The sequence below is a fragment of the Paraburkholderia sp. GAS206C genome (assembly GCF_050435645.1).
GTDB lineage: Bacteria > Pseudomonadota > Gammaproteobacteria > Burkholderiales > Burkholderiaceae > Paraburkholderia > Paraburkholderia phenazinium_B.
Window position 1 is genome coordinate 496,929 of record NZ_JBNDKR010000008.1, and the last position, 20,289, is coordinate 517,217.

General features: G+C 59.5%; 19 protein-coding genes and 1 pseudogene. 10 read left to right on the forward strand and 10 right to left on the reverse strand.

Annotated features, from left to right (window positions below; genetic code table 11):
* Window positions 1-433: 433 nt before the first annotated feature.
* Window positions 434-1,195 (forward strand): hypothetical protein, encoded by a 762-nt coding sequence (locus P3T20_RS24380; protein WP_143787666.1) that lies wholly within the window; start codon window positions 434-436, stop codon window positions 1,193-1,195.
* 70 nt (window positions 1,196-1,265) lie between these two features.
* Here the strand turns inward: P3T20_RS24380 and P3T20_RS24385 are convergent, their stop codons facing one another.
* A complete protein-coding gene (locus tag P3T20_RS24385; RefSeq protein ID WP_074267613.1) occupies window positions 1,266-2,084 on the reverse strand; it encodes a DUF5677 domain-containing protein in 819 nt (272 codons plus the stop codon).
* Between the two features lie 432 nt (window positions 2,085-2,516).
* Between P3T20_RS24385 and P3T20_RS24390 the strand changes: the two genes are divergently transcribed.
* Together P3T20_RS24390 and P3T20_RS24395 are read left to right on the forward strand one after the other, a co-directional pair.
* Window positions 2,517-2,807 carry a type II toxin-antitoxin system RelB/DinJ family antitoxin gene (locus P3T20_RS24390; RefSeq protein WP_074267612.1) on the forward strand — a complete coding sequence of 97 codons (291 nt, stop codon included), beginning with the start codon at window positions 2,517-2,519 and terminating at the stop codon, window positions 2,805-2,807.
* Window positions 2,779-3,099 (forward strand): type II toxin-antitoxin system YafQ family toxin, encoded by a 321-nt coding sequence (locus P3T20_RS24395; RefSeq protein WP_074267611.1) that lies wholly within the window; start codon window positions 2,779-2,781, stop codon window positions 3,097-3,099. The genes P3T20_RS24390 and P3T20_RS24395 overlap by 29 nt, the downstream gene beginning before the upstream one ends.
* A gap of 823 nt (window positions 3,100-3,922) precedes the next feature.
* On the opposite strand, the gene istB is transcribed toward P3T20_RS24395, so the two are convergent.
* The 4 genes and pseudogenes from istB to P3T20_RS24415 all read right to left on the reverse strand — a co-directional run bounded on the left by istB (window position 3,923) and on the right by P3T20_RS24415 (window position 6,180).
* A complete protein-coding gene (gene istB / locus P3T20_RS24400; RefSeq protein WP_074267609.1) occupies window positions 3,923-4,720 on the reverse strand; it encodes an IS21-like element helper ATPase IstB in 798 nt (265 codons plus the stop codon).
* Window positions 4,717-5,145 (reverse strand): annotated as a pseudogene (locus tag P3T20_RS24405) (IS21 family transposase); the annotation flags it as partial. The pseudogene P3T20_RS24405 and the gene istB, both read right to left, overlap by 4 nt.
* A 52-nt stretch (window positions 5,146-5,197) precedes the next feature.
* Window positions 5,198-5,863, reverse strand: a complete 666-nt coding sequence (locus P3T20_RS24410; protein ID WP_074296335.1) for an AbiEi antitoxin N-terminal domain-containing protein — start codon at window positions 5,861-5,863, stop codon at window positions 5,198-5,200.
* A gap of 11 nt (window positions 5,864-5,874) precedes the next feature.
* Entirely contained in the window at window positions 5,875-6,180 is a 306-nt protein-coding gene (locus P3T20_RS24415; RefSeq protein WP_429288109.1) for a hypothetical protein, read from the reverse strand.
* A 313-nt stretch (window positions 6,181-6,493) separates the two neighbouring features.
* Here P3T20_RS24415 and P3T20_RS24420 point away from each other — a divergent pair, with 313 nt between their 5' ends.
* Window positions 6,494-6,871 (forward strand): helix-turn-helix domain-containing protein, encoded by a 378-nt coding sequence (locus tag P3T20_RS24420; protein WP_167379440.1) that lies wholly within the window; start codon window positions 6,494-6,496, stop codon window positions 6,869-6,871.
* 137 nt (window positions 6,872-7,008) lie between these two features.
* On the opposite strand, the gene P3T20_RS24425 is transcribed toward P3T20_RS24420, so the two are convergent.
* Window positions 7,009-8,022 (reverse strand): LacI family DNA-binding transcriptional regulator, encoded by a 1,014-nt coding sequence (locus P3T20_RS24425; protein WP_429288110.1) that lies wholly within the window; start codon window positions 8,020-8,022, stop codon window positions 7,009-7,011.
* 327 nt (window positions 8,023-8,349) lie between these two features.
* Here P3T20_RS24425 and P3T20_RS24430 point away from each other — a divergent pair, with 327 nt between their 5' ends.
* Window positions 8,350-9,891: an MFS transporter gene (locus P3T20_RS24430; RefSeq protein WP_074267605.1), complete on the forward strand. Its 1,542-nt coding sequence runs from the start codon at window positions 8,350-8,352 to the stop codon at window positions 9,889-9,891.
* A gap of 32 nt (window positions 9,892-9,923) precedes the next feature.
* On the opposite strand, the gene P3T20_RS24435 is transcribed toward P3T20_RS24430, so the two are convergent.
* On the reverse strand, window positions 9,924-10,838 hold the full coding sequence (locus tag P3T20_RS24435) for a LysR family transcriptional regulator (RefSeq protein ID WP_074267604.1): 915 nt from the start codon (window positions 10,836-10,838) through the stop codon (window positions 9,924-9,926).
* 109 nt (window positions 10,839-10,947) lie between these two features.
* On the opposite strand from P3T20_RS24435, the gene P3T20_RS24440 reads away from it, so the two are divergent.
* The 5 genes from P3T20_RS24440 (at window position 10,948) to P3T20_RS24460 (ending at window position 16,850) form a co-directional block, all read left to right on the forward strand.
* Window positions 10,948-11,967 (forward strand): aldo/keto reductase, encoded by a 1,020-nt coding sequence (locus tag P3T20_RS24440; RefSeq protein ID WP_429288111.1) that lies wholly within the window; start codon window positions 10,948-10,950, stop codon window positions 11,965-11,967.
* 40 nt (window positions 11,968-12,007) lie between these two features.
* On the forward strand, window positions 12,008-12,643 hold the full coding sequence (locus P3T20_RS24445; RefSeq protein ID WP_074267602.1) for an SRPBCC family protein: 636 nt from the start codon (window positions 12,008-12,010) through the stop codon (window positions 12,641-12,643).
* Between the two features lie 153 nt (window positions 12,644-12,796).
* Window positions 12,797-14,092, forward strand: coding sequence for a c-type cytochrome (locus P3T20_RS24450; RefSeq protein ID WP_429288136.1), 1,296 nt, complete (start codon window positions 12,797-12,799; stop codon window positions 14,090-14,092).
* Entirely contained in the window at window positions 14,089-14,577 is a 489-nt protein-coding gene (locus P3T20_RS24455) for a (2Fe-2S)-binding protein (RefSeq protein ID WP_074267600.1), read from the forward strand. Before P3T20_RS24450 ends, P3T20_RS24455 begins: the two co-directional genes overlap by 4 nt.
* Window positions 14,574-16,850, forward strand: coding sequence for a xanthine dehydrogenase family protein molybdopterin-binding subunit (locus P3T20_RS24460; protein WP_074267599.1), 2,277 nt, complete (start codon window positions 14,574-14,576; stop codon window positions 16,848-16,850). Before P3T20_RS24455 ends, P3T20_RS24460 begins: the two co-directional genes overlap by 4 nt.
* A gap of 68 nt (window positions 16,851-16,918) precedes the next feature.
* On the opposite strand, the gene P3T20_RS24465 is transcribed toward P3T20_RS24460, so the two are convergent.
* From P3T20_RS24465 to P3T20_RS24475, 3 genes are all read right to left on the reverse strand, one after another.
* Entirely contained in the window at window positions 16,919-17,935 is a 1,017-nt protein-coding gene (locus tag P3T20_RS24465; protein ID WP_254368981.1) for a fumarylacetoacetate hydrolase family protein, read from the reverse strand.
* A 137-nt stretch (window positions 17,936-18,072) separates the two neighbouring features.
* The gene (locus P3T20_RS24470) at window positions 18,073-19,266 is read right to left on the reverse strand and encodes an MFS transporter (protein WP_074267597.1); all 1,194 of its coding nucleotides are present in this window, start codon (window positions 19,264-19,266) and stop codon (window positions 18,073-18,075) included.
* Between the two features lie 76 nt (window positions 19,267-19,342).
* Window positions 19,343-20,212, reverse strand: a complete 870-nt coding sequence (locus P3T20_RS24475; protein ID WP_074267596.1) for an NmrA family NAD(P)-binding protein — start codon at window positions 20,210-20,212, stop codon at window positions 19,343-19,345.
* Window positions 20,213-20,289: the final 77 nt, after the last annotated feature.

Genomic DNA, 20,289 nt, shown 5'->3' on the forward strand with positions numbered 1-20,289 from the left:
CAACGAGGAAATAAACATGAAGCTTGCCGAGTACATCGAACATCTCCAAAGCCTACAGAAGCAGTATGCGGGACTAGACATCGAAGTCGCCCAGCGACATCCGACAGTGAGTACGAATGCCGGACTCTATGTCGTACCAGCGAAAGCTCCTCGTGTTTGGCCCGTGAGAACGGAGGACTCTCATTCTCAACTAGTGCCGTTAGGCGCACAACCGCTCGACCCGGCCGCAAAACCGAAAGGCCCCGGTCCACACGGCGTCATCCTTGTGTTCGACGTTCAATGAGTGACGGCTGGTCCCGTATAGGCTCACACGTATCCGATGAGCAGCGGTTGCCAGCATCCAGCAATACATTTGGAGTTCCATAGTGGCGTTGCATACCGTACGTGTTCGGCTACCCGGCGTATCGGTAACGACGGACATGGAGAAGCGTTGATGACCCAAGTGCTACTGCCAATTGACCGACCAGATGCGTGGCCGGCTCGGCTGATATCCCTTCTGGACAGTCTCCACGAATTACTTCTGGACTCGCAGATCGCCCCAACGAAAGTGAATCCGCCAGACCATGACCGAGCGATTCTCGCCGTCGGTGATGCCCTTCGTCCGTATTCGATCACCGGCTGGCACTGCACCCGCCTCACAGATATAGAGATCGCGCAGATCGTCGGATCTGGGATGCAACTGCCCGACGATACGATGCTGCGCCGTCGCATCAATGCGCTGGTCAAATCGGGCCGACTTCCGGGCGACATTGGTGACCGCCTCGCAAGGACCAATCAGGCTGATGAGAGCAATCGCGCAGGACGGCTGTGGTTCTGCTTTTTCCCGCCGCATCGCGCTGGCGAACATGGCATTGGACGCTTTTTCCGTCATTCGGGCGGTGAAGCGCTCTATAACTCCCATGAGGACGACCCAGTGACGTCTCAGATCCTCTGCGCGATCGGAACACCGTGTGTGATCGAGGCCGACGTACCTGTTACCTCACTCGCCCCCGGTACCGGCCTTGCCACGAAGCTCGTACGCACGTATTTGATTAGTCGCGGCTACGGGACGCATGAACCGGTGAAACATGTAGACAGAAGCGTGCAGCCCATTGTAGCTGACTGCATCAGGCAGGTGATCCGTTATCCCGAAACTGACTTCATGGAACTCACCGGATGCGCAACCTGGCGACGTCCGCCTTTAGATGGACAATAAACGCTGTTTCGGAGTGAATTCCGCCTCTGTCCGTGCGGACAGCACGGTATGAATAGGTAATTGCCAAAGTTCAGTCCAACCCCTCCGCCGCGCTCGCCGCTTCGAGGTCCGGCCTGAGAATGTTCCAGTGCAAAGTTAGATCGCCGCGTTCGGCGTTGAATTCACCCAGCCCCATGCTGTCGACAGCGAGGTTGATCAGGTGGATCGCAGCGGCGTTGGCACATAAAAGCGTCGACGCCATGTCGGACGTATCGGGCCCGAAGAAGTACGCGTCTGGCTCGCCGTCGATACCTTCCCTCATGTGGCGAACAAATGCACCCAGCGTCGCGTGTGCCCCGTTCCCGGATGTGAACCTGTACGAAAGTTCGTAGAGCAGCGTGAGATCTGACTCATGAGCAAGCGTCGCAAGCTTCAGTGATCGCGGCCTGTCATACTGCGCTTCAATCTCAGCTTTCCTTCTCCTGAAAATTTCCAGCCGTTCGTCCCCAGCGTCATTTCCGTTGAGTTCGAGAACCCGGTTACATACACCGAGATCGTGCGCTGCATCGTCCTCGCGGAGGCGTTCGAGCGTGCCCTCCACCTTTGCCAATCCGGCCGTTACGATGACGGATTCTGTGCACAAGCGTGCCAGCGCACGAGCCTCTGGCAGCGCTCCGCGACTAGCCATCAGGATGCCCCCCTGGAACGCTCCCAACGCCCGTACGAACCCGGCAATGGCCCACTTTACTTCCTCGCGGAGCTCGTTCAGATCAAAAGCCTTCCGCATTCGCATTCCCATCTCGTTCGCGCGCCCCGCGAACTCGAAGGGCCCGGCGAACAGTTCACGCGCAGCCGTCTGCCAGCCCTCAAGATCGTCAGACAGGAACCCGACTTCATCAAAACTCGCCATGGTGGCTTTCTCCAGTCACCGCACACAATGCCGGGGCCAGCTAGAACTACGCAGCAGCCTGATCCCGCTCGATGGATGTACTGCTTCGCTGAGGCTTGCGCAAGACTAGAGGCACGTGATGGCCTGTAGGGTGGACGGCTTTTCCGGCCAGTCCAGCCGCCGCCAAGCCGAACTGGCTCGTATGGGAGAGTATCGCGGTTTTTCGCGTACGCGAAAAATGCCCCGGGCTTGTCGCGATTTTTGTAGCAACGTTGTAGCTACACGCCACCTTTTGAGATACAATCAACCTACGCGAGATTCCACCAAAGGCCCGCGCGGGATCTCGCTGTTTATCGTCATTTTCAATTTCATAGCAGTATGAAGTAACTATTTCCGGTAACGGTGAAGCGGCTTGGCCTTTGAACTTGCACGGTTCTGGAGTGGAGATATGCAATGGTCGGAACCACTGTTGATAACAAGACAGCCGATGTGCGTACCCGAATCGAACCGGAATTGAAGGAAGCAGCCGTGAAGGTACTCGCACAGAACGGGCTAACGCTGTCTGACGCGATGCGCCTGTTCCTTCGCCAGGTCGTGCTTTACAAGGGATTGCCGTTTGAGGTTCGGCAACCAAATGAGGCAACAGTAAGAGCGCTCAGGGAATCCCGGGCGATGCGGGAAAAGGCGCGCTTCGGCTCTGTAGCGGAGCTAATCGATGAGCTTGAAAAAGAAGGGCGCAAGTAGCAAACGTACGACGCTGCCCCTGCGCAGCGACATGAGTAAGGATTTCAGGAAGGACTGGAATCGGCTGTCGGAGTCGGGGCGTTATGACCTTATCCGGCTCAAGCGGGCCATGATGCTGCTGGGCATGAATGAGGGGCCGCTGCCGGCCGAGTACCAGGACCACGCGTTGACTGGCGACTGGAAGGATCACAGGGAGTGCCATGTTGGCGGCGACTTTCTTTTGATCTACCGGATCACAAAGGACGCGGTGATTTTTGTACGGGCGGGGACTCACCCGGAGCTATTCGGCTGAGTGAAGCGGGCAAGACAAAAGGCCGTCGCGGCATCGCGGCGGCTTTTTTTCGCGTACGCAAATAGCTGGCCAAGGCGGCAGAAAGCGTTCGCCAGCTAACGAAGTGTGCCCTGGCATCCTCTTTGCCAGGCATCGATCTGCGCCATCCAGTACGGTATTGCTGAAGACCCACACGGGCATCCGCAGTGGTGTGACCCGCGAAGACAGGCGGTTCCGACTCGTAGCCGCGGATATCCAGATAGTCAGGAACGGCCGGCACATTTAGGAACACGCCCAGATCATCACGAATACAAATCCGGCTCGACTCCGCACGCGTCGTGCAGTACCTGAGTCTATGACTACTCCGGCGCGTTCGCAGCCGCTGCACTTGCCCAAGGTCGCAGCGCTCCGGATCTGAGCGCGACGCCCGCGTACGGAGAACTGGCATCAAGGTCGAAGCGGAAGGAGTTCTTCTTGTCGGTCAACCCAGGAATGGCGCCATGCCAGAACAACGTTGTCTTCTGGCCTGCCAGTGTCGGAAGGTAGTCGGGCAGCACTTTCTTTTTGCTCGATACCAGTAGCAGGGGAAGTTTCTTGGCTTCATGGAGAAATCGTTTTCTGCTTTCTATAAGGAAGCTATAGTCCGCCTCTCTGACAGTTGACGCGCCGAAAATGATACGCTCGCGCGGATTCAGCGAACTGATTTCATCGGAAGCACTGCCAAGAAACGTAAAGGCAGTCTCGTACGTCAGGCGGCGGCTGCCGATTAGACAGCGTCAAGCAGCACGGCCGGTCAGCGACAACTATTTTGGCCGGTCAACGGGTGTAGTTGTCGCTGGCTAATTCATAGTTGTCGCGCCTCCATCGTAATTGTCGCCGGCGCGCTCTGTTTGTCGCTGGCCTTTCGACGGCGATAGCTTTCCACATACAGTTCAAAGATCGTCGAGTGATGGACAAGCCCGTCGATGGCTGCGACCGTCATGCCGGGGTCGGGGAACACGTCATTCCAGCCAGAGAACGGCTGATTGGCCGTTATTAAAAGACTTTTTCGCTCATACCTCTCGGCGATCAGCTCGAACAGTACGCTGGTTTCGGCCTGGTCCTTGCGCGCATACGACAGGTCATCCAAGATGATGAGATCGAAGCGATCGAGCTTCGCGAGCGCGGATGGCAGCTGCAGGCGCTGGCGTGCAGCCTGCAGCTTCTGGACGAGTTCGCTGGTGCGCGTGAACAGCACCCGGTAGCCAGCGTCGATCAGCGCGTGCCCGATGGCCGATCCCAGATGACTCTTACCGGCACGAAGCGGCCCGAACAGGAGAATCGTGGCGCCTTTCTCCAGCCAGGATTCCCCGGTTGCCAGCGCAGTGACATGCGCCTTCGAGACCATCGGCACCATGCCGAAATCGAAGGTAGCAAGTGTCTTGGTCGGGTCCAGATGCGACTCGGTTCGGTGGCGCTCGATGCGTCGTTTGGCGCGTTCGGCCAGTTCGTGCTCGAGCAATGCGCCGAGCAGCCGTGAAGCCTGCCAGCCTTCCTTGTCAGAGCGTTCCGCGAACTCGGGCCACAACCTGCCGATGGTGGGCAGGCGCAGCTCGTTGAGCATCAGGGCCAGACGACCGTTCTCATAGGCGGGTGCGTTCATGCGGCCGCCTTGTCGAGGAGTTCGTCATAGACTGCGATGAGAGGCATCTCGACCACCACCTCGGGACACAGCGCCTCGCGCGGAGCGAATTCGTCGCGCAACTGTTTCAGGTCGGGCAGTTCGCCGACTACGAGTAACGCATCAAGCCGCTGCGCCAGCAACGCTTCAACGCCGTGGTGTCCTGCAAGTTCGAGCAACCCCACCATGGTCTTGCATGCCTGACGTTGCATCGGTTGCGCCTCCAGCCGCTCCCAGGTCCGGCGGTGGGCATCGCGCGGAAACAGCGCGTCGCGAAACGCAAGTCCCCTGAACGCCTGAGGCTTGCGCTTGAGAGAATCGATGAAGTGACGGTAATCCAGCGCGTGGCGGTTGTCGGCGGCACGGGAGCCTCGCGGCGTACTGTGCGCCAGCGCGCCCGACAGATACCGGATTCGACCAGAAGCAGCTAATGGCCCATCGTTTTCACGGTGAAAAGGTTCAGCATACTAGCTGCTTCGCCCACTCGAAATCTTCATCTTCCCCGATAGACTTGAGCGTCCAGACAACATCGCGCTGCGGGCAGTGATCAACCAGTTTTTGCAGCACGTCGAGGCGGATGTTTCGCAGCATGCCCACGAGATTGACGTTATCCTCGTGCAGCCTTTCGTCATGCACAGAACCGGCCAGATATTCCAGGATGGCACGTTCTGTGGCCGCCACCGGCATCCTTGCACTACGCGCGGGCAACGCCGAAATCGCGAACGTCGTCGGCAAGGCATCGTCAAACAGGCGGTCGTGCTCGTACGTGAGCAACAGCAACTCTTTCGCCCACGAAGGAAATTCGAAGGGCACGGCGCCCCACAGATTGATCCGGGGGCGTGCGTACAGGTAATAGCGTATGCCTCGCATGTCCAATGCGGCCTTGCCGCTCACATGAAGCCCGGGAACGCGTCGGGCAAAAAAGGCAACGGTGCCGTCGAGAGCCGGCAAATCACCTCGGAGTAGGTAAGCGTCGTCAGAAAGTCGCCGCAGCCAACCGCCTGTTACGAGATCTGACGCTTCGACCGACGTCACGCCGTATTCGGCGAGGAAGCCTAGATCGAGCGGCTCTCCGCGTGGCGCGAAATCCATCAGAAGCTGGACCAACCGGGTGATGTCCTCCATGTCCGATTCGACTACGTCGCGTCTACAACCGGGTCATTGCAATCCTGTGCATCCAGGTTGAGTGCAAGCTGCAATGGGGCGTCGTTGGGAAGGCGATGCCGCAGCCGGGAGCAGGGATGCAGATCACCCTCTTCCGTTCTGTACCAGTAGTCGTACGCCGGCGCAATGATTTGCTGCTGGGTCAACAAGCCTGTCACGCGTTGCATTCGCGCAGATGGCCGATCCTCGGCGGGTGCATCCATGACGTACACAGAGAAGCTCCCTGACGTCAGTTCACTCGCGATATCGAGAAGCGCCGCCGGGTCGACGACCAGCAACCCGTCGGGCAGTGCTCCGGTCCGGTCAGACTGGGGCGCGGGGAAAACCCAGAAACAGATCGTGTCGTCCGTCCATCCCACACACCTCCACGGTTGGAACGGCTTTGCGATGGCGCGCCGGAACGCACTCGACTCGGCCCAGTTTGCATCTGTGAACAACATATCTCTCCCTTACGGTGACACGGAAACGCAAAACACACGACAAGACAACAATTAATGTTGCCAACCAATATAAAGCGATGTTATCAGATCAGTACATTGAAGAGACCATCTCATGTTGAATGACAACATGAAATGGTGACTTTTGACTGCCGTGAACGAGCAGAAGACCGCAAAGCATTTGGGGCGCGCGCTAGCAGCGGCCCGAGCCGATGCACAGCTAACGCAGGAGCAGGTGGCCGAACATCTTGGCGTTTTTGTCGAGACCGTAAGCCGCTTTGAGCGCGGCGCGCATTGGCCGACCATCCCGCGTCTGCTGGAGCTAGCGGATCTCTATAAAATTCCGGTCGTGACATTGCTCAGGCGCGCGTCCGACCGGCCAACAGATGTCAGCCTGGAGATCGCCGAGCAACTCGAGCGGCTCAGTAGTGACGATCGCGCATGGGTGGGCACGCTGGTCAAGGATCTGTGCAACCGGTTGCCAGCCGCATATGAACACAAAGCGAGCGGCCAAGGCCGTGCGCGTCAGTAACGCGACTTTAGCGGTTCACTCCGCAGCGCGCGACCGAGGGAGTTTTTCAGCGTCCCGACAGGATCCGCGCAACCTGCATACTCCGCGCCTTCCAGACACGAAGCTCGCTGAGGTATGTCGTTCGAAAGCAGGCCAATCTATACCGCCGGCGCTGCAGCGGTACTTTCCCGCACAATGAGTTCCGCTTCGAACTCGTCTTGCCTGACGGGCTGATTACCCACGTTGTTGACCTGCGCCAACAGGTTTTCAGCACTTAGGTGTCCGATCTTAACGGCATCGGAATGGATGGTGGTGAGCGATGGAGAACCGAGTCTGGCTAGATCCCAGTCGCCAAAACCCGTTACCGACACCTGACCCGGAACGGAAACGCCGAGCGCTCTGCACTCGGCAAGCGCCCAGGCCGCTACGAAATCGTTGTTGCAGATAAGCGCAGTCGGAGGATTTGCCCTGGAAAGAAATTGACGCGCTGCGGAGCGAACGGACTCGGGGTCATACGGCGTAGCGATCACAGCTTCAGGCCGCAAGGCTATTCCATGACGCCCCAACTCCTCGCGTATGCCCGAGAGTCTCGCGGCCGACAACTGATGGACATCGGACGGACCTGTGAGCACGCCAATACGGACATGCCCAAGGTTGACGAGATGCTCAGTGACGCGCCCCATGGCACGTTGGTTGTCATAGCCGACGGTCGGATGAACGCGCTCCGGGTCAGTCGCCCACATCAATACATAAGGAAGTTTCTGCCTGCGTATCAGGGTTAGCACGTCGGGATGATGGCTGGAACCGACTAGCGCGAGGCCATCGACTCCGCGTTCGATAAGCGTCCGAACGATACGCAACTCCAGATCTCGATCATCACGATGGCAGGTTAGCAGCCCCGTGTAATCCAACTGAAGAAATTCGCTTTCCAGGGTATCAACGGCTCGCGCGTACAACTCGTTCATCAATGTCGGCGCAACGATACCGATGGTTCGCGAGCGACCCGACCGGAGTACGCGGGCTGGCGCGTACGGGACGTAATCAAGCGACGCAATTGCCTCTCTGACCTTTTTCAGCGTCTTCGGGTGCAGGCGCTCCGGCGCTGCAAGCGCGCGCGAAACGGTGGACGACGACACCCCGGCAAGCGCGGCGACTTGTTTCAGATTCACCATGTACACCCCGATACCGGCATGTTCATACCCATAAGATCGTGCGGCGTTGAGTGTATCAAAACAGCAATTCTCTTCATGCCCGTCTCCAATGGAGGCGCCAAAAGCATCGCAGCATCCCGGCCCGTTGAATTCCCGGCAACTCGCCCCACGAAACCACAAATGATAACGATTGCAAAACATCATAATATTGATTTAAATAGAAAAAATATGATATAAGTCTGAACGTTGCAATCGTTGTCATCAAATTCATCAAGGCTAGGGAAAGGATGGGAGCGCGCAGCTGCGGACAACTTCCCATGCAGACGGCCCCAGTAGGAGAGATAGTCCATGAAGGCATCAAAACAACTCCTGATCATGCTGTGCGTGTCCATACCGTCGTTCATGATCAACCTTGACGGAAACATCATCGCCGTATCGTTGAGTTCGATTGCCCGTTCGTTACATGCCGATTTCGCCGCAGTCGAATGGGTTATCAGCGCTTATACCTTGACCTTTGCGGCCATGCTCATGCCGGCCGGAACGCTTGCCGACCGCTTTGGTCGCAAACGCATGCTGATCGTCGGCCTGGTCCTGTTTACGGGCGCCTCGGCGATGTGCGGCGCGGCACACTCTGATACGGCGCTCAACTGGGCACGAGCACTACAGGGAGTCGGTGCGGCCTTGCAGCTGAGTGCGGCGATGGCAACCCTCTCCCACTCATTTCGTGGACTCGCACGGGCCCGTGCGTTTTCGTTCTGGGGCTCGGTCATCGGCGTTGCGATCATGCTCGGGCCAGTCGCCGGCGGCCTGATCACCCAATATCTCGGCTGGCGCTGGATTTTCTTCGTCAATTTACCGGTGGGCGTGTCAATGATCGCGTTGACGCTGTACGCGGTCGAGGATTCGAAAGATCCGCAAGCGAAGCGACTCGACATTGCTGGTGTGACGACCTTCGGCGGCTCTCTGATATTGCTGACGCTTGCCCTTATCTCGGGTAACCGTGCCGGATGGTCCAATCATCTGATTCTGGCGGAGTTCATCGGGGCAGCGGTCCTCTTTGCCGGGTTCCTGACTGCCGAGACACGACAAGTCCGGCCAATGGTCGATCTGCGCTTTTTTTACCAGCCAACGTATGTCGGCGCCAATATCGCCGGACTAGCCTACGGGATGGCTTTTCTGACCATGCTGACCTATTTGCCGATGTACTTCCAGAATGGCATGGGCCGCACGCCGCTCGACGCAGGGCTTCTCATGTTGCCAATGGCCTTGCCGCTATTCGTGATCCCACGCGTCGTCGCCTGGTGGCTGGCGCCGCGTTGTTCCGGTCGCCTGCTTCTCAGCACAGGCTTGGCACTGGTCGGGCTGGGATTGATATGGACGTCCACCGAAATGCGCAGTTTCGCCTATACACCCATCCTCGTCAGCATGCTCGTCGCCTCTTGCGGTGCCGGAATTCTCAATGGGGAAACCGCCCGGGTCGGCATGACTGTCATTCCCTCAGACCGTGCGGGGATGGCCTCCGGGGTTTCGGGTACCGTCAAGTTCAGCGGAATCGTGATCGGCTTTGCGACGCTGGGGGCGATCCTGGTTTCCCGCGTCCAGGCGTCGCTCGCAGACGCTTTGCCTGGGTACCCGGCGGCGGTGCGCAAAGAGCTCACGCGAATGATCACGGGTGGTAATTTGCATGCCGCGCAGGTGCTGGCTGGCCAGCGCGGTGGTTCGTCATTTGCGCAGTGGAGCTTTGGAAGTGGGTATGAGGCCGTGTTCTTTACGGCCGGCGCCATTGCACTGATAGCCGCCGCCCTGAGCTGGATGCTGGTCGACGCAGGTGAGACGGCACCGCTGGGAGCGGAAAGCATCCGGGATCACATCGCCGTGATGGAAGACTGAACCCATGAGATCGGCCACTCTCAACGGACCGTTCAAGCCGCGTCACGAATGACCTCCCTGATCCATGTTGTGAAGGCATCCATCGTGGCCTCGGTCCGCGTTGGCAGATGGCGGTGTCTTGGATAGAGAATCGATACTTCGGGCGCTGGCGTCTCCCATGAGGTCAGGATCCGCTCCAGCCTGCCCTCGCGTAGTGCGGGCGCAGCGAGGAACGAGAGGCTCTGGACGATACCCATGCCGGCGATCGCCAGTTGCAGCCGGGCATCGGAATCCCCAATCGAGGCGATACTGCGAGGGAACAGTTCCTGCCGTTCCCCGTTCTTGTCGAACTCCCACTCGAGCCGCGCTCCTTGCTGCGGCAGCAGAAAGTCGATCAGATGGTGTTCGGCGAGGTCTTCCGGACACTGCGGCCGCCCCCTTTTCCGTAGATACGCGGGCGAGGCGACCGTGACGCGTCGTGGACGCCCCAGGGGCCGCAGCACCAGGTCCTGATCCTCAAGTCCTCCAATCCGTACCGCGAAATCGATCCCGTCGCGTACAAAATCGCTGCGATGGTCATTCATCACCAGTTCGACGTGGATCTGCGGATGCTGCTCAAACCAATCAGGCAAGCGCGGTATGAGAATCGAACGGGCAATCGAGATGTTCGCACTGATTCGGACCCGCCCCGCGAGCGCCTCTTGAGAACCGGTCAGTGAAGCTTCGATTTCGTCCAGTTCGCCGAGCACCCGGCGACAGACCTCGTAATAGCGCGTACCAGCCTCGGTGGCGGCAACCGCACGCGTCGTGCGGGCCAAAAGCCGCACGCCCAGGATTTTCTCAAGGCGGGCCACCCGTTCCGTTGCATTCGAAGAAGACATGTCCATTGAACGGGCTGCCTTACCGAAAGAGCCCGTTTCCACAATGCGCACGAAAAGACGCATGGCAGCCAACTGATCAACGCGCATCCGATTACTCGCTTAAGCCGAAAAGAGTCTTCGCATCTTACGCTCTAGGCGATTGACCGTCGATTCCCTATTGTGTGAAGTGTTCTCAACATAAAGCGGGCTCACTGTCATGAACTACTGCACCTTCGGCCGCTCCGGCCTGCGCATTTCCCGTCTCACACTCGGCGCCATGACGTTCGGCGCAGGTGAAGGCATCTGGGCAACGATCGCCGGCCTCAATCGTGAGCAGGCAGCACGTCTTGTGGGTCTTGCCCTGGATAATGGGGTGAATCTGATCGATACTGCCGATGCCTATTCGCAGGGTCAGTCCGAGGTGGTGGTCGGCCAGGTGTTGGCCGATCTGGGCCTCGACGAAACGCGCATGCTCGTCGCCACCAAGGTCCGCCTGCGTACAGGCCCCGGCCCCAACCAGGTGGGCCTTGGGCGCTCGCATATCATCCGCACGGTCGAAACGAGCCTGAAGCGGATCGGCCGCGATCACATCGATCTGTTGCAACTGCACGATCGCGACGCACTTACACCGCTCGACGAAACCTTGCGCGCGCTCGACGATCTGGTTACACAGGGCAAGGTCCGGCACATCGGAGTATGCAATTTCAGTGCTTCCGAACTCGAGCGGGCACACGCGATCACGTCGCAGGCGCATTGGGCGCAGGTTGCCAGTAATCAGGTGCACTACTCGCTGGCCGCACGCGACATCGAGCACGAAGTCGCGCCCGTCGCACGGCAACACGACATGGCGCTGATGGTCTGGAGTCCTCTGTCAGGCGGTTATCTGAGCGGCAAATACACCGCGCAGAACGGCGAATCTGCAAAGGGTCGGCGCACCAATCTCAACTTTCCGCCAATCGTTCCGCAAAAGGTCGATCCCATCGTCGAGGAATTACGCGTGGTCGCAAATGCACTGAACACAACGCCAGCGCAGGTCGCGCTCGCCTGGTTGCTCGGGCGCGACGAAGTGGCAACCGTGATCGTCGGGGCAAGTTCCGACGAGCAACTTGGCGCCAATCTGCAAGCAGCAGAACTCGTGCTCCCGCCAGAACTCCGTGACCGGCTCGATCGCATCTCGCAACCGGACGTACCGTATCCGCACTGGATGCAGCGCTTTCATGACAAGGACCGTGTCTAATCCCACAGCAAATAGGTGAGAAAGACGAAAGGACGACCCCATGACTGAAGGCAATATGACTATTCCCCGCGCCCTCGCATTGCTGGCGATTGCAGGGAGCGCGCTTGCAGCGTTCCCCGCATTTAGCCAGGGCAGTATGCAGCCGACCGCTCAGCCGGCCACAAACGACGTCAAAACGATGCAATTCGATCTCCAACACCGTTCGCGGGAGATTCACTGGCCCGAAGGTTTCAACCCGGAAACAGCCGACCTCTTTTCCCACAATGAGACCGTCATCCATGCGTCGTGCGAACGCGTATGGGACAACATAATCGATGCCACCAAATGGCCTCAGTGGTATCCAAATTCGAAAGATGTCCACATCATCGGTGACAGCCCCGTCCTCACTCGCGACTCCGTGTTTCATTGGACAACATTCGGCCTGCAACTGGAAAGCAGGATTCACGAATTCGTTCCGTACACGCGTATCGGCTGGTACGGCTATGCACCAGGTACTCAGCCCAGCTTCTACCACACGTGGTATCTCACGCCTGAGGGGAGCTCCTGTCGTGTAGCGATGGACGAAGTAGGTAACGGTGCCGCCCCAGCCCATCTACGCGAGACCGATGAGAGCCTCATGCACCGCGGCCATGATCTCTGGCTTGCTACGCTGAAGTGGGTTTCTGAAGAACACTAGCCATCGTGACGGCATCATTGCCAGCACTGACTACGAGCACAAGCAAATCGTAGAGAAAAACAACCGCCCCAGCAATCTGTAACGTTCGCCAATACAAGGGCGAATGTGATCGTGGGTTTCAGACGATCCCACCTTCGCTTGGGAGTTCTGATGGTGAAAGCTGGAAAGCTTGGTTTGATTATGCTCGGAGTGGCGGGAGTCGCCCTTGCATGCGCAATCCGTTACGCATGGCAACCCTCGATTGAGCCGCTGTTGGCCCCTGCACCGACTGGCGCCGACACGGCGCTGGTCGCCCACGGGGAGCAAGTCGCAGAAGTGGGTGACTGCATGTACTGCCATACCGCCAACCGCGAAAAACCTTTCGCAGGCGGCATGCCACTCGATACACCGTTCGGTGTGATCTACAGCACGAATATCACGCCCGATCCGGATACCGGCATTGGCCGCTGGCCGCTCGATGCGTTCACGCGCGCGCTGCGCGAAGGCGTTTCACGCGACGGCCATCTGCTGTACCCAGCCTTTCCGTATCCGCATTTCACGAAGATGAGCGACAGCGACATCGCTGCACTCTATGCCTATCTGATGTCAGTCGCACCAGTCAGCGCACCGGCGCACCCGAACGATCTGCGCTTTCCGCTCAACTTCCGGCCACTCGTGGCTGGGTGGAATCTGCTGTACCTCAAAACGGGCGAACTTCAGCCGCCGGACAGGTCGGAATCGCCGGCATGGCTGCGGGGCCGCTATCTCGTAGAAGGAGCCGCCCACTGCGCATCGTGCCACACGCCGATGAACGCGTTGGGTGCGGAAAAAAACGGCGAAGCATTCGCGGGCAACCTGATTGACAGCTGGAACGCGCCGCCGCTCAACGCACTGACACGTGCGCCAAAACCGTGGACCCACACACAGCTCGTCGACTACCTGCGTACCGGGCTCGCCTCCGAGCACGGCGCCGCAGCTGGTCCAATGCTGCCCGTCACGCAACACCTGGGCAACGCGCCGGAGTCCGATGTAGAGGCCATCGCCACTTACCTGATGTCGTTGCAACCGCCGCCCGCACCGGCGCAACCTGCATCCTCCCGCGAGAAAGCCTCCAGGACCGACGATGCAAGTGCACAGTCCATCCGTGGCGGGACCTTGTTCGCATCGTCGTGTGCCGGCTGTCATGCGAGCGAAGCGCCGATGCGCGAAATCGGTGGCAGCCCTGCGCTCGGGCTCAGCTCCGTCCTCACCTCCGACAGCCCACGCGATGCGATCCATCTCGTCTTGCAGGGCAATCCGTGGAACGGCTCTGCGACGGCGCATTACATGCCCCCGTTTGCCGACGTTCTCGACGACGACCAGGTCGACGACCTTCTCGCCTACCTGCGTACCCAGTATGCGCAGCGCCCCGTCTGGAAAGACGTATCCCGGACGACCGCCGCAATCCGCAAGGAGATTCCACAACCATGACCAAGCTCTCAGTCAACGGTGTCGAATACAACCTCGACGTCGACCCGTCCATGCCGCTTCTCTACGCGCTGCGAAATCATCTGAAGCTCAATGGAGCGAAATACGGCTGCGGGCTCGGACAGTGCGGCGCCTGCACAGTCGTCGTCAGTAAACGCGCAGTGTTTTCGTGCCTGATGCCTATCTCAGCCGTCAAGGACCGACCGGTGCTGACGATCGAAGGACTCGGTACCGTCGAGCGGCCGTCGCCGCTTCAGCAAGCCTTCATCGACAAGCAAGCGGCGCAGTGCGGCTACTGCATCGCCGGCATGGTCATGCGCGCACAGGCGCTACTCGAACAGAAGCCCGGCGCCACAGAAGTCGAGATTCGCGAACACATGCAGCCCAACCTGTGCCGTTGCGGTACCCACATGCGTATCATCGGCGCTATCGTGGAAGCCTCGCAGACAATGCGTGAACAACACCGCGCGCAGGGAGCCGATGCATGAACGTGCGTCCCCCCTCCAATCCGGACGCCCCCACGAACCCAGGCCGCCGACGCCTCCTCGTCGCCGGCTCCCTGACGGTGAGCTTCGCGCTGTTTCCTGCTGTGGACGTCATGGCCCAGCGGGCCACGGAAGACGCCGCACCCAATGCTACCAGCGCAGCATTGACCAGCTTGCCTGGCAACCTGGCCGGGACGCCCTCGCTCGATGCATGGATACGCATCGACGAACATGGTCATATCACCGTATACACTGGCAAGGCTGAACTAGGCACGGGAATCAGCACCGGTTTCATCCAGATCGCCGCCGAGGAGCTTCAGGTTCGTCCCGGTGACATTCACCTGATCACCGCCGACACGGGCTCGACGCCGAACGAGGGCTACACCGCAGGCAGCCACTCCACCGCGGACAGCGGTACAGCCATCATGCATGCGAGCTCGCAAGTGCGTGTCCTGTTGCTGGAATCCGCCGCCGGCAAGTTGGGCGTGTCCGCCGATACGCTGCAGATCCGCGATGGGACGATCGTCGCGCCGGATAACCGCAGACTCACGTTCGGCGAGGCAGTCAGCGGTCTCAACCTGCACCGTAACGCCGTCGCGCAGTCGCAGTTGATCGCGCCGGCTCGACATCACGTCATCGGGCAGCCGATACAGCGCATCGACATTCCCGGCAAAGTCACCGGTGGAGCGAGCTACGTGCAGGACATGCGCCTGCCCGGCATGCTCCACGCAAGGGCGGTGCGCCCTCCCTCGTATGGCGCCAGGTTGATTTCCATCGACAACGCGGTGGAAATGATGCCGGGTGTCGTCAAGGTTGTCCGCGACGGCAGCTATCTTGCCGTGGTCGCCGAGGACGAATGGCAGGCGATCCAGGCAATGCGTGCGCTCGAGCGGACCGCCCGCTGGGACACCTCCGCGAAGCTGCCGACGCCAGCGACAATCTACGAGACGCTGCTCACGCTCCCGCGGCGGGAAATTCAGGTGGCCGAGCAACATGGTCCGGCGCAACCTGCCGTGCGAACGCTGCACGCCAGGTTCACGAAGCCGTATCTGTCCCACGGATCGATTGGGCCGTCGTGTGCCGTCGCGCATCTTGATCAGGGCAAGATGACCGTGTGGACGCACGCACAAGGCGTATTCCCGCTGCGCGGCGGGCTCGCGGAGATGCTCGGCATGAAACCGGAAAACATCCGCTGCATCCACGTTCCCGGCGCCGGTTGCTACGGCCACAATCCCGCCGACGATGCCGCCGCCGATGCCGCACTCATCGCACGGGCCGTTCCCGGCCGACCGATACGTGTCCAATGGATGCGCGAGCAGGAACATACATGGGATCTGTTCGGGCCAGCAATGGTGACGGACGTGCGCGCATCGCTCGACGCGACCGGCCACGTGATCGACTGGCAATATGAAATCTGGAGCAACACGCACAACTTCCGTATCGACAACGCGGGGCGATTGCTCGGCGCGCAATATCTCGCGCAGCCCTTTACGCCTGCCCCGCCCCAACCCATCCCGATGCCGGAAGGCGGCGGCGACCGCAACAGCATACCGCTCTACAACTTCCCGAATTTCAACATCCAGCACCACTTTCTGCCGGACATGCCACTGCGAGTCTCAGCCCAGCGCGGACTCGGCGCCTTCCAGAACATATTTACGATCGAGAGCTTCATGGATGAGCTGGCCAGCGCGGCGCAGGTCGATCCTGTTGAATTCCGGCTGCGACATCTCGACAACGCTCGTGGTCGTGACGTGATCGAGCTGGCAGCGCGGCAGTTTGGCTGGAACCCGAAGCACGCGCGACGCCCGGGCCACGGTGTGGGGTTCGCGTTCGCACAGTACAAGAACCTGATGAGCTATCTGGCGATCGCCGTCGAACTTCGCGTCGTGCCGGAAACCGGAGCCGTGCAGATCGAACGAGCCGTCGCGGCGCTCGACTGTGGCCAGATCGTCAATCCGGACGGCGTGCGTAACCAGGTCGAAGGTGGCATTCTGCAGTCGGCCAGCTGGGCACTGTATGAGCAGGTGCAATACGACAGCGAACGTATCCGAAGCTTCGACTGGAGCGGCTATCCGATCATGCGGTTTTCCGAAGTGCCGCTGCACGTCGAGGTGCATCTCATCGACCGGCCCGGTGCACCGTTCCTGGGTACCGGGGAGGCGTCGCAAGGACCGACGTCTGCGGCTGTCGCCAATGCAATTGCTGACGCAACCGGCAAGCGGATCCATGATATGCCCCTGGCAGCCGGCGGCCGACTACGAGAATTCACCATCTGACCGCCTGATCCTGATCAACCGTCGCGCTGCAAAAAACGCGAGATGGTTTCCCACCCCGCGTACGGCCGTTACGCCAGATCGAACTGCAAGGTGCCCAGCTTCTCTATCGTACTTTCGATCTGGTCGCCCGCCTTAAGCCAGACCTGCTGATCCTTCGGCTTGCCGAGGATAACGCCAGGCGGCGTACCCGTGAAAATAATGTCACCCGGCTCGAGCGCGAATAGCTTCGACGTATAGGCGATCATTGCCTGTGTATTGAAGATGAAACGACTCGTGTTGCTCGATTGCCGGACCTGGCCGTTGATCCGGGTTTGAAGCGAAAGGTTGTTCGGGTCGCCGACGAGATCGGCTGACACAAAATATGGCCCGATCGGCGCGAAGCCATCTAGCGTCTTGCCGACCATCCACTGGCCCCCCGTATCCATCTGCAGATCGCGCGCCGAGAAGTCATGGCCCACCGCATAGCCGGCCACGTAGTCAAGCGCGTCTGCTTCGGTCACGTTTCGTGCGGTCTTACCCATCACGATGAGCAGTTCCGTTTCATAGTCGAACTGGTAGGACACTTCGCGCGGCGGCAACTTGATCGTCGACCGGTGAGCTGCGAGCGTGTTGTTGTACTTGTTGAACAGAATGGGTACTTTGGGTAAAGCTTCGTGCGTCTCCTCCGCGTGCTCGCGATAATTCAATCCGACGCAGACGATCTTGCCGGGCGAAGTAAACAGCCTGCCGTATCGTATAGACGATTCTTCACGGTAAGCGGACGCAGCGGCCGGATTGCGAGCCGCTGCGGCGATCAGCGATGTCAATTCTGCGCCATTACCGTTACGTAGCAACGCTTCGAGCGTCACAGGGACGTTCGCGTTAAGCAATGCGTTGGCCTTAGCCACATCGAGGATGCCGTTTGGAGTTTTGACGCCGAGCGTTTCGGAACCATCGGGCTGATAAATGGACAGCAGCGTCACGCCGCGCGGCAATGCCGATGAGCGCGAAGCGCCAGCCAATGCAGCAGTATTTCCCTGCGCCAACACAGACTTTGTTGTCAGGGCCGAGGCGGCGAGAGAAAGCGCGCCTACAGTTTTGATCATTGTTCGTCGATTCAGCATGTCAATCTCCTTGGTTAAGGTCAGTCTGGTGCCATGTACGATATTGAGTTCCGCTTTCACAGCGACGACTGCACGAGTGCGCCATTAGCTGGCAAGCGCATTTCATCGCGCCCATTATGTTAAATCCGACCTCCGATCGGCCCGGACTTTCTCAGCCATCGCCAGTCAACACAGATCAGTAACAACGCCGAGAGAGCGGTTGCCGTAGCTGCCGCAAACGCAGAGGGTATGCCGTAGGATCGTGCGACCGCACCGGCACCGGGACCCGCAATCGCGAGCCCCAGATCGAAGCACGCAAGATAGGCACCTATCGCGAGACCGCGGTTTTCGCCGGGCACGCGCCTCATTGCCTCAACGCCGAGAGAGGGAAAGACAAGCGAGTAACCCAGCCCGGTGATAGTGGCTCCAGCCAGCGCGATCAAGGGGTCACTTGCCCAGCCGATCAGTCCAAGCCCGATGGTCTCTGCAAAGAGTGAAGCAAGACCCGTTTGATACCCACCCAGCCGGTCAGGAAGGCCACCCAGGACGAGACGCATCACAATATAGGCAGCGCCAAAGGCCGCAAGCGCGAAACCCGCATGAGGCCACGCCGCCATGCTGTAGCGTAGCGGTAAAAACGCGCTTATCGTGCCTACGCCGGAGGACGCCAGTGCCATGCCGAGTCCGGGTACCCATATCATGCGCAACACGCGTAAGAAGGAAGTACGCTGGGCGATGCGTTCGACGGCGAAGGCTTGCCATGTGCTTGCAGCCGCTGCGCCAAGAAGTGGGGCAAGGACCGCGCAAGCCGCGACAGCACCGAAGCCAGCGGCACGATAGATTGCCAACCCCAGCGGCGCGCCGACAGCCAGTGCTGCGTACATCGCGATGCCTGACCACGCCATCGCCCGACCTGCATATTCCGAACCGACACGACCGATACTCCACGCAGCCAACGCGGTAATGAAAAGGCTTTCTGCCAAACCGAGAAGCAAACGCCCAAGGCAAAGTAGCGCGAGACTCTCCCCCGGGTGCTGAACCAGGACAGCGGCGAGCAGATAAAACAAACCCGCTAAGGACGCGAAAAGGAGCCCCACCAGCGAGGTCAGCTTCGGGCCACGGGTATCCGACAGCCGACCGGCATACTGGCGCGTCAGAAGCGTAGCGAGTGACTGCAGACCAATTACGCCGCCGACAACAAGCGTGCCGAAACCTAGTCTTTCATGCACATAGAGCGACAGCACGGGTAACGGAAGACCAACCGCGAGAAAGCCCAGAAACGCTACCGCAGAAAACGGTACCAGTTGCCGGACCACGTGCGCTTCCTTGAGCATAGACAGAATCCTGAACAGCAACGGTGGCAACGGATCGCATGGACGCAAGAAAAATCATGGGTCTACCATGACCACTCTATTGCGACATTCGCTGTATCAGACGTTCGAGTGCCCGATCGATCGTGATAGAACCCTTCCGTATCGCAGACTTGTCGCCGTCGAACTCGATCCATCCTTCGTTGAAGCCATCGAGCATGCGTATACGTGGTTCGGGATTGGACGCGCCCTGCGAGCGGAACAGGTCGGCCCACGTCTGCCTTGGTACCACCTCCGCGCGCACCGGCCGTGCGAGCAACTTGCCGAGCGCAATCGCGATTTCGGTCGGCGTCACCCGTTGCGGTCCTTCAAGCTGCACAACACGCTGTATCGCGTCGTCCTGTTGGAGCAGTTCCGCCGCGACCTGTCCGATGTCCTCAGTGGAAACCATCGGTACCGGCTTGTCGAGCGGCTGCAGAAAGCTGGCAATCGTTCCGGTTGTCATGGCCGTCTGAATGTCGCGCGCCGCATTCTCCATGAACCATGCGGCACGCAAAAACGTGACGGATACCGGGAGCGCGATGAGGCTCCGTTCCATGATCCCAAGCTTGCTCAGCAAGTTTGACTGTGTCGCCCGCGCACCGATGGTTGACAGACAGACCACCCTCTGAGGGAGTGTCTCCTCGAGCGCACGGCGAATGGACGTCACCATCCTGACCGTCTCGGGAAATCCGTCTGCCTGATCGAAATTCGACGGCAGCATGACAAAGACCCCTCTTGAGCCGTGGAACGCGGTGACCAGTGACTTCTGATCGTCCATGTCGGCGACACACACCTCACATCCACGCTCCGCCCAGGCGGATCCCTTTTCCTGACTGCGCACGATCGCGCGAACTGGCTGGCCTGTGGCAAGAAGCGATCGGGCCACTGCTCCGCCGACCTTACCGGTTATTCCGAGAACCGAAAACATGTGTCACCCTACGAAGGATTGTCGAAAAGTGCTGCCATCGTGACTACAATGTCAGCCAGGAAAGTGGAACCAGACAG

Bases quoted from the DNA above. Each gene is read 5' to 3' on its own strand.
- P3T20_RS24435 (WP_074267604.1), bottom strand. From the start codon at position 10,838: ATGCGCGTTGATCAGTTGGCTGCCATGCGTCTTTTCGTGCGCATTGTG.
- P3T20_RS24430 (WP_074267605.1), top strand. From the start codon at position 8,350: ATGAAGGCATCAAAACAACTCCTGATCATGCTGTGCGTGTCCATACCG.
- P3T20_RS24475 (WP_074267596.1), bottom strand. From the start codon at position 20,212: ATGTTTTCGGTTCTCGGAATAACCGGTAAGGTCGGCGGAGCAGTGGCC.
- P3T20_RS24385 (WP_074267613.1), bottom strand. From the start codon at position 2,084: ATGGCGAGTTTTGATGAAGTCGGGTTCCTGTCTGACGATCTTGAGGGC.
- P3T20_RS24445 (WP_074267602.1), top strand. From the start codon at position 12,008: ATGACTGAAGGCAATATGACTATTCCCCGCGCCCTCGCATTGCTGGCG.
- P3T20_RS24460 (WP_074267599.1), top strand. From the start codon at position 14,574: ATGAACGTGCGTCCCCCCTCCAATCCGGACGCCCCCACGAACCCAGGC.
- P3T20_RS24410 (WP_074296335.1), bottom strand. From the start codon at position 5,863: ATGGAGGACATCACCCGGTTGGTCCAGCTTCTGATGGATTTCGCGCCA.
- P3T20_RS24425 (WP_429288110.1), bottom strand. From the start codon at position 8,022: ATGGTGAATCTGAAACAAGTCGCCGCGCTTGCCGGGGTGTCGTCGTCC.
- P3T20_RS24390 (WP_074267612.1), top strand. From the start codon at position 2,517: ATGGTCGGAACCACTGTTGATAACAAGACAGCCGATGTGCGTACCCGA.
- P3T20_RS24380 (WP_143787666.1), top strand. From the start codon at position 434: ATGACCCAAGTGCTACTGCCAATTGACCGACCAGATGCGTGGCCGGCT.
- P3T20_RS24470 (WP_074267597.1), bottom strand. From the start codon at position 19,266: ATGCTCAAGGAAGCGCACGTGGTCCGGCAACTGGTACCGTTTTCTGCG.
- P3T20_RS24440 (WP_429288111.1), top strand. From the start codon at position 10,948: ATGAACTACTGCACCTTCGGCCGCTCCGGCCTGCGCATTTCCCGTCTC.
- P3T20_RS24465 (WP_254368981.1), bottom strand. From the start codon at position 17,935: ATGATCAAAACTGTAGGCGCGCTTTCTCTCGCCGCCTCGGCCCTGACA.
- istB (WP_074267609.1), bottom strand. From the start codon at position 4,720: ATGAACGCACCCGCCTATGAGAACGGTCGTCTGGCCCTGATGCTCAAC.
- P3T20_RS24455 (WP_074267600.1), top strand. From the start codon at position 14,089: ATGACCAAGCTCTCAGTCAACGGTGTCGAATACAACCTCGACGTCGAC.
- P3T20_RS24395 (WP_074267611.1), top strand. From the start codon at position 2,779: ATGAGCTTGAAAAAGAAGGGCGCAAGTAGCAAACGTACGACGCTGCCC.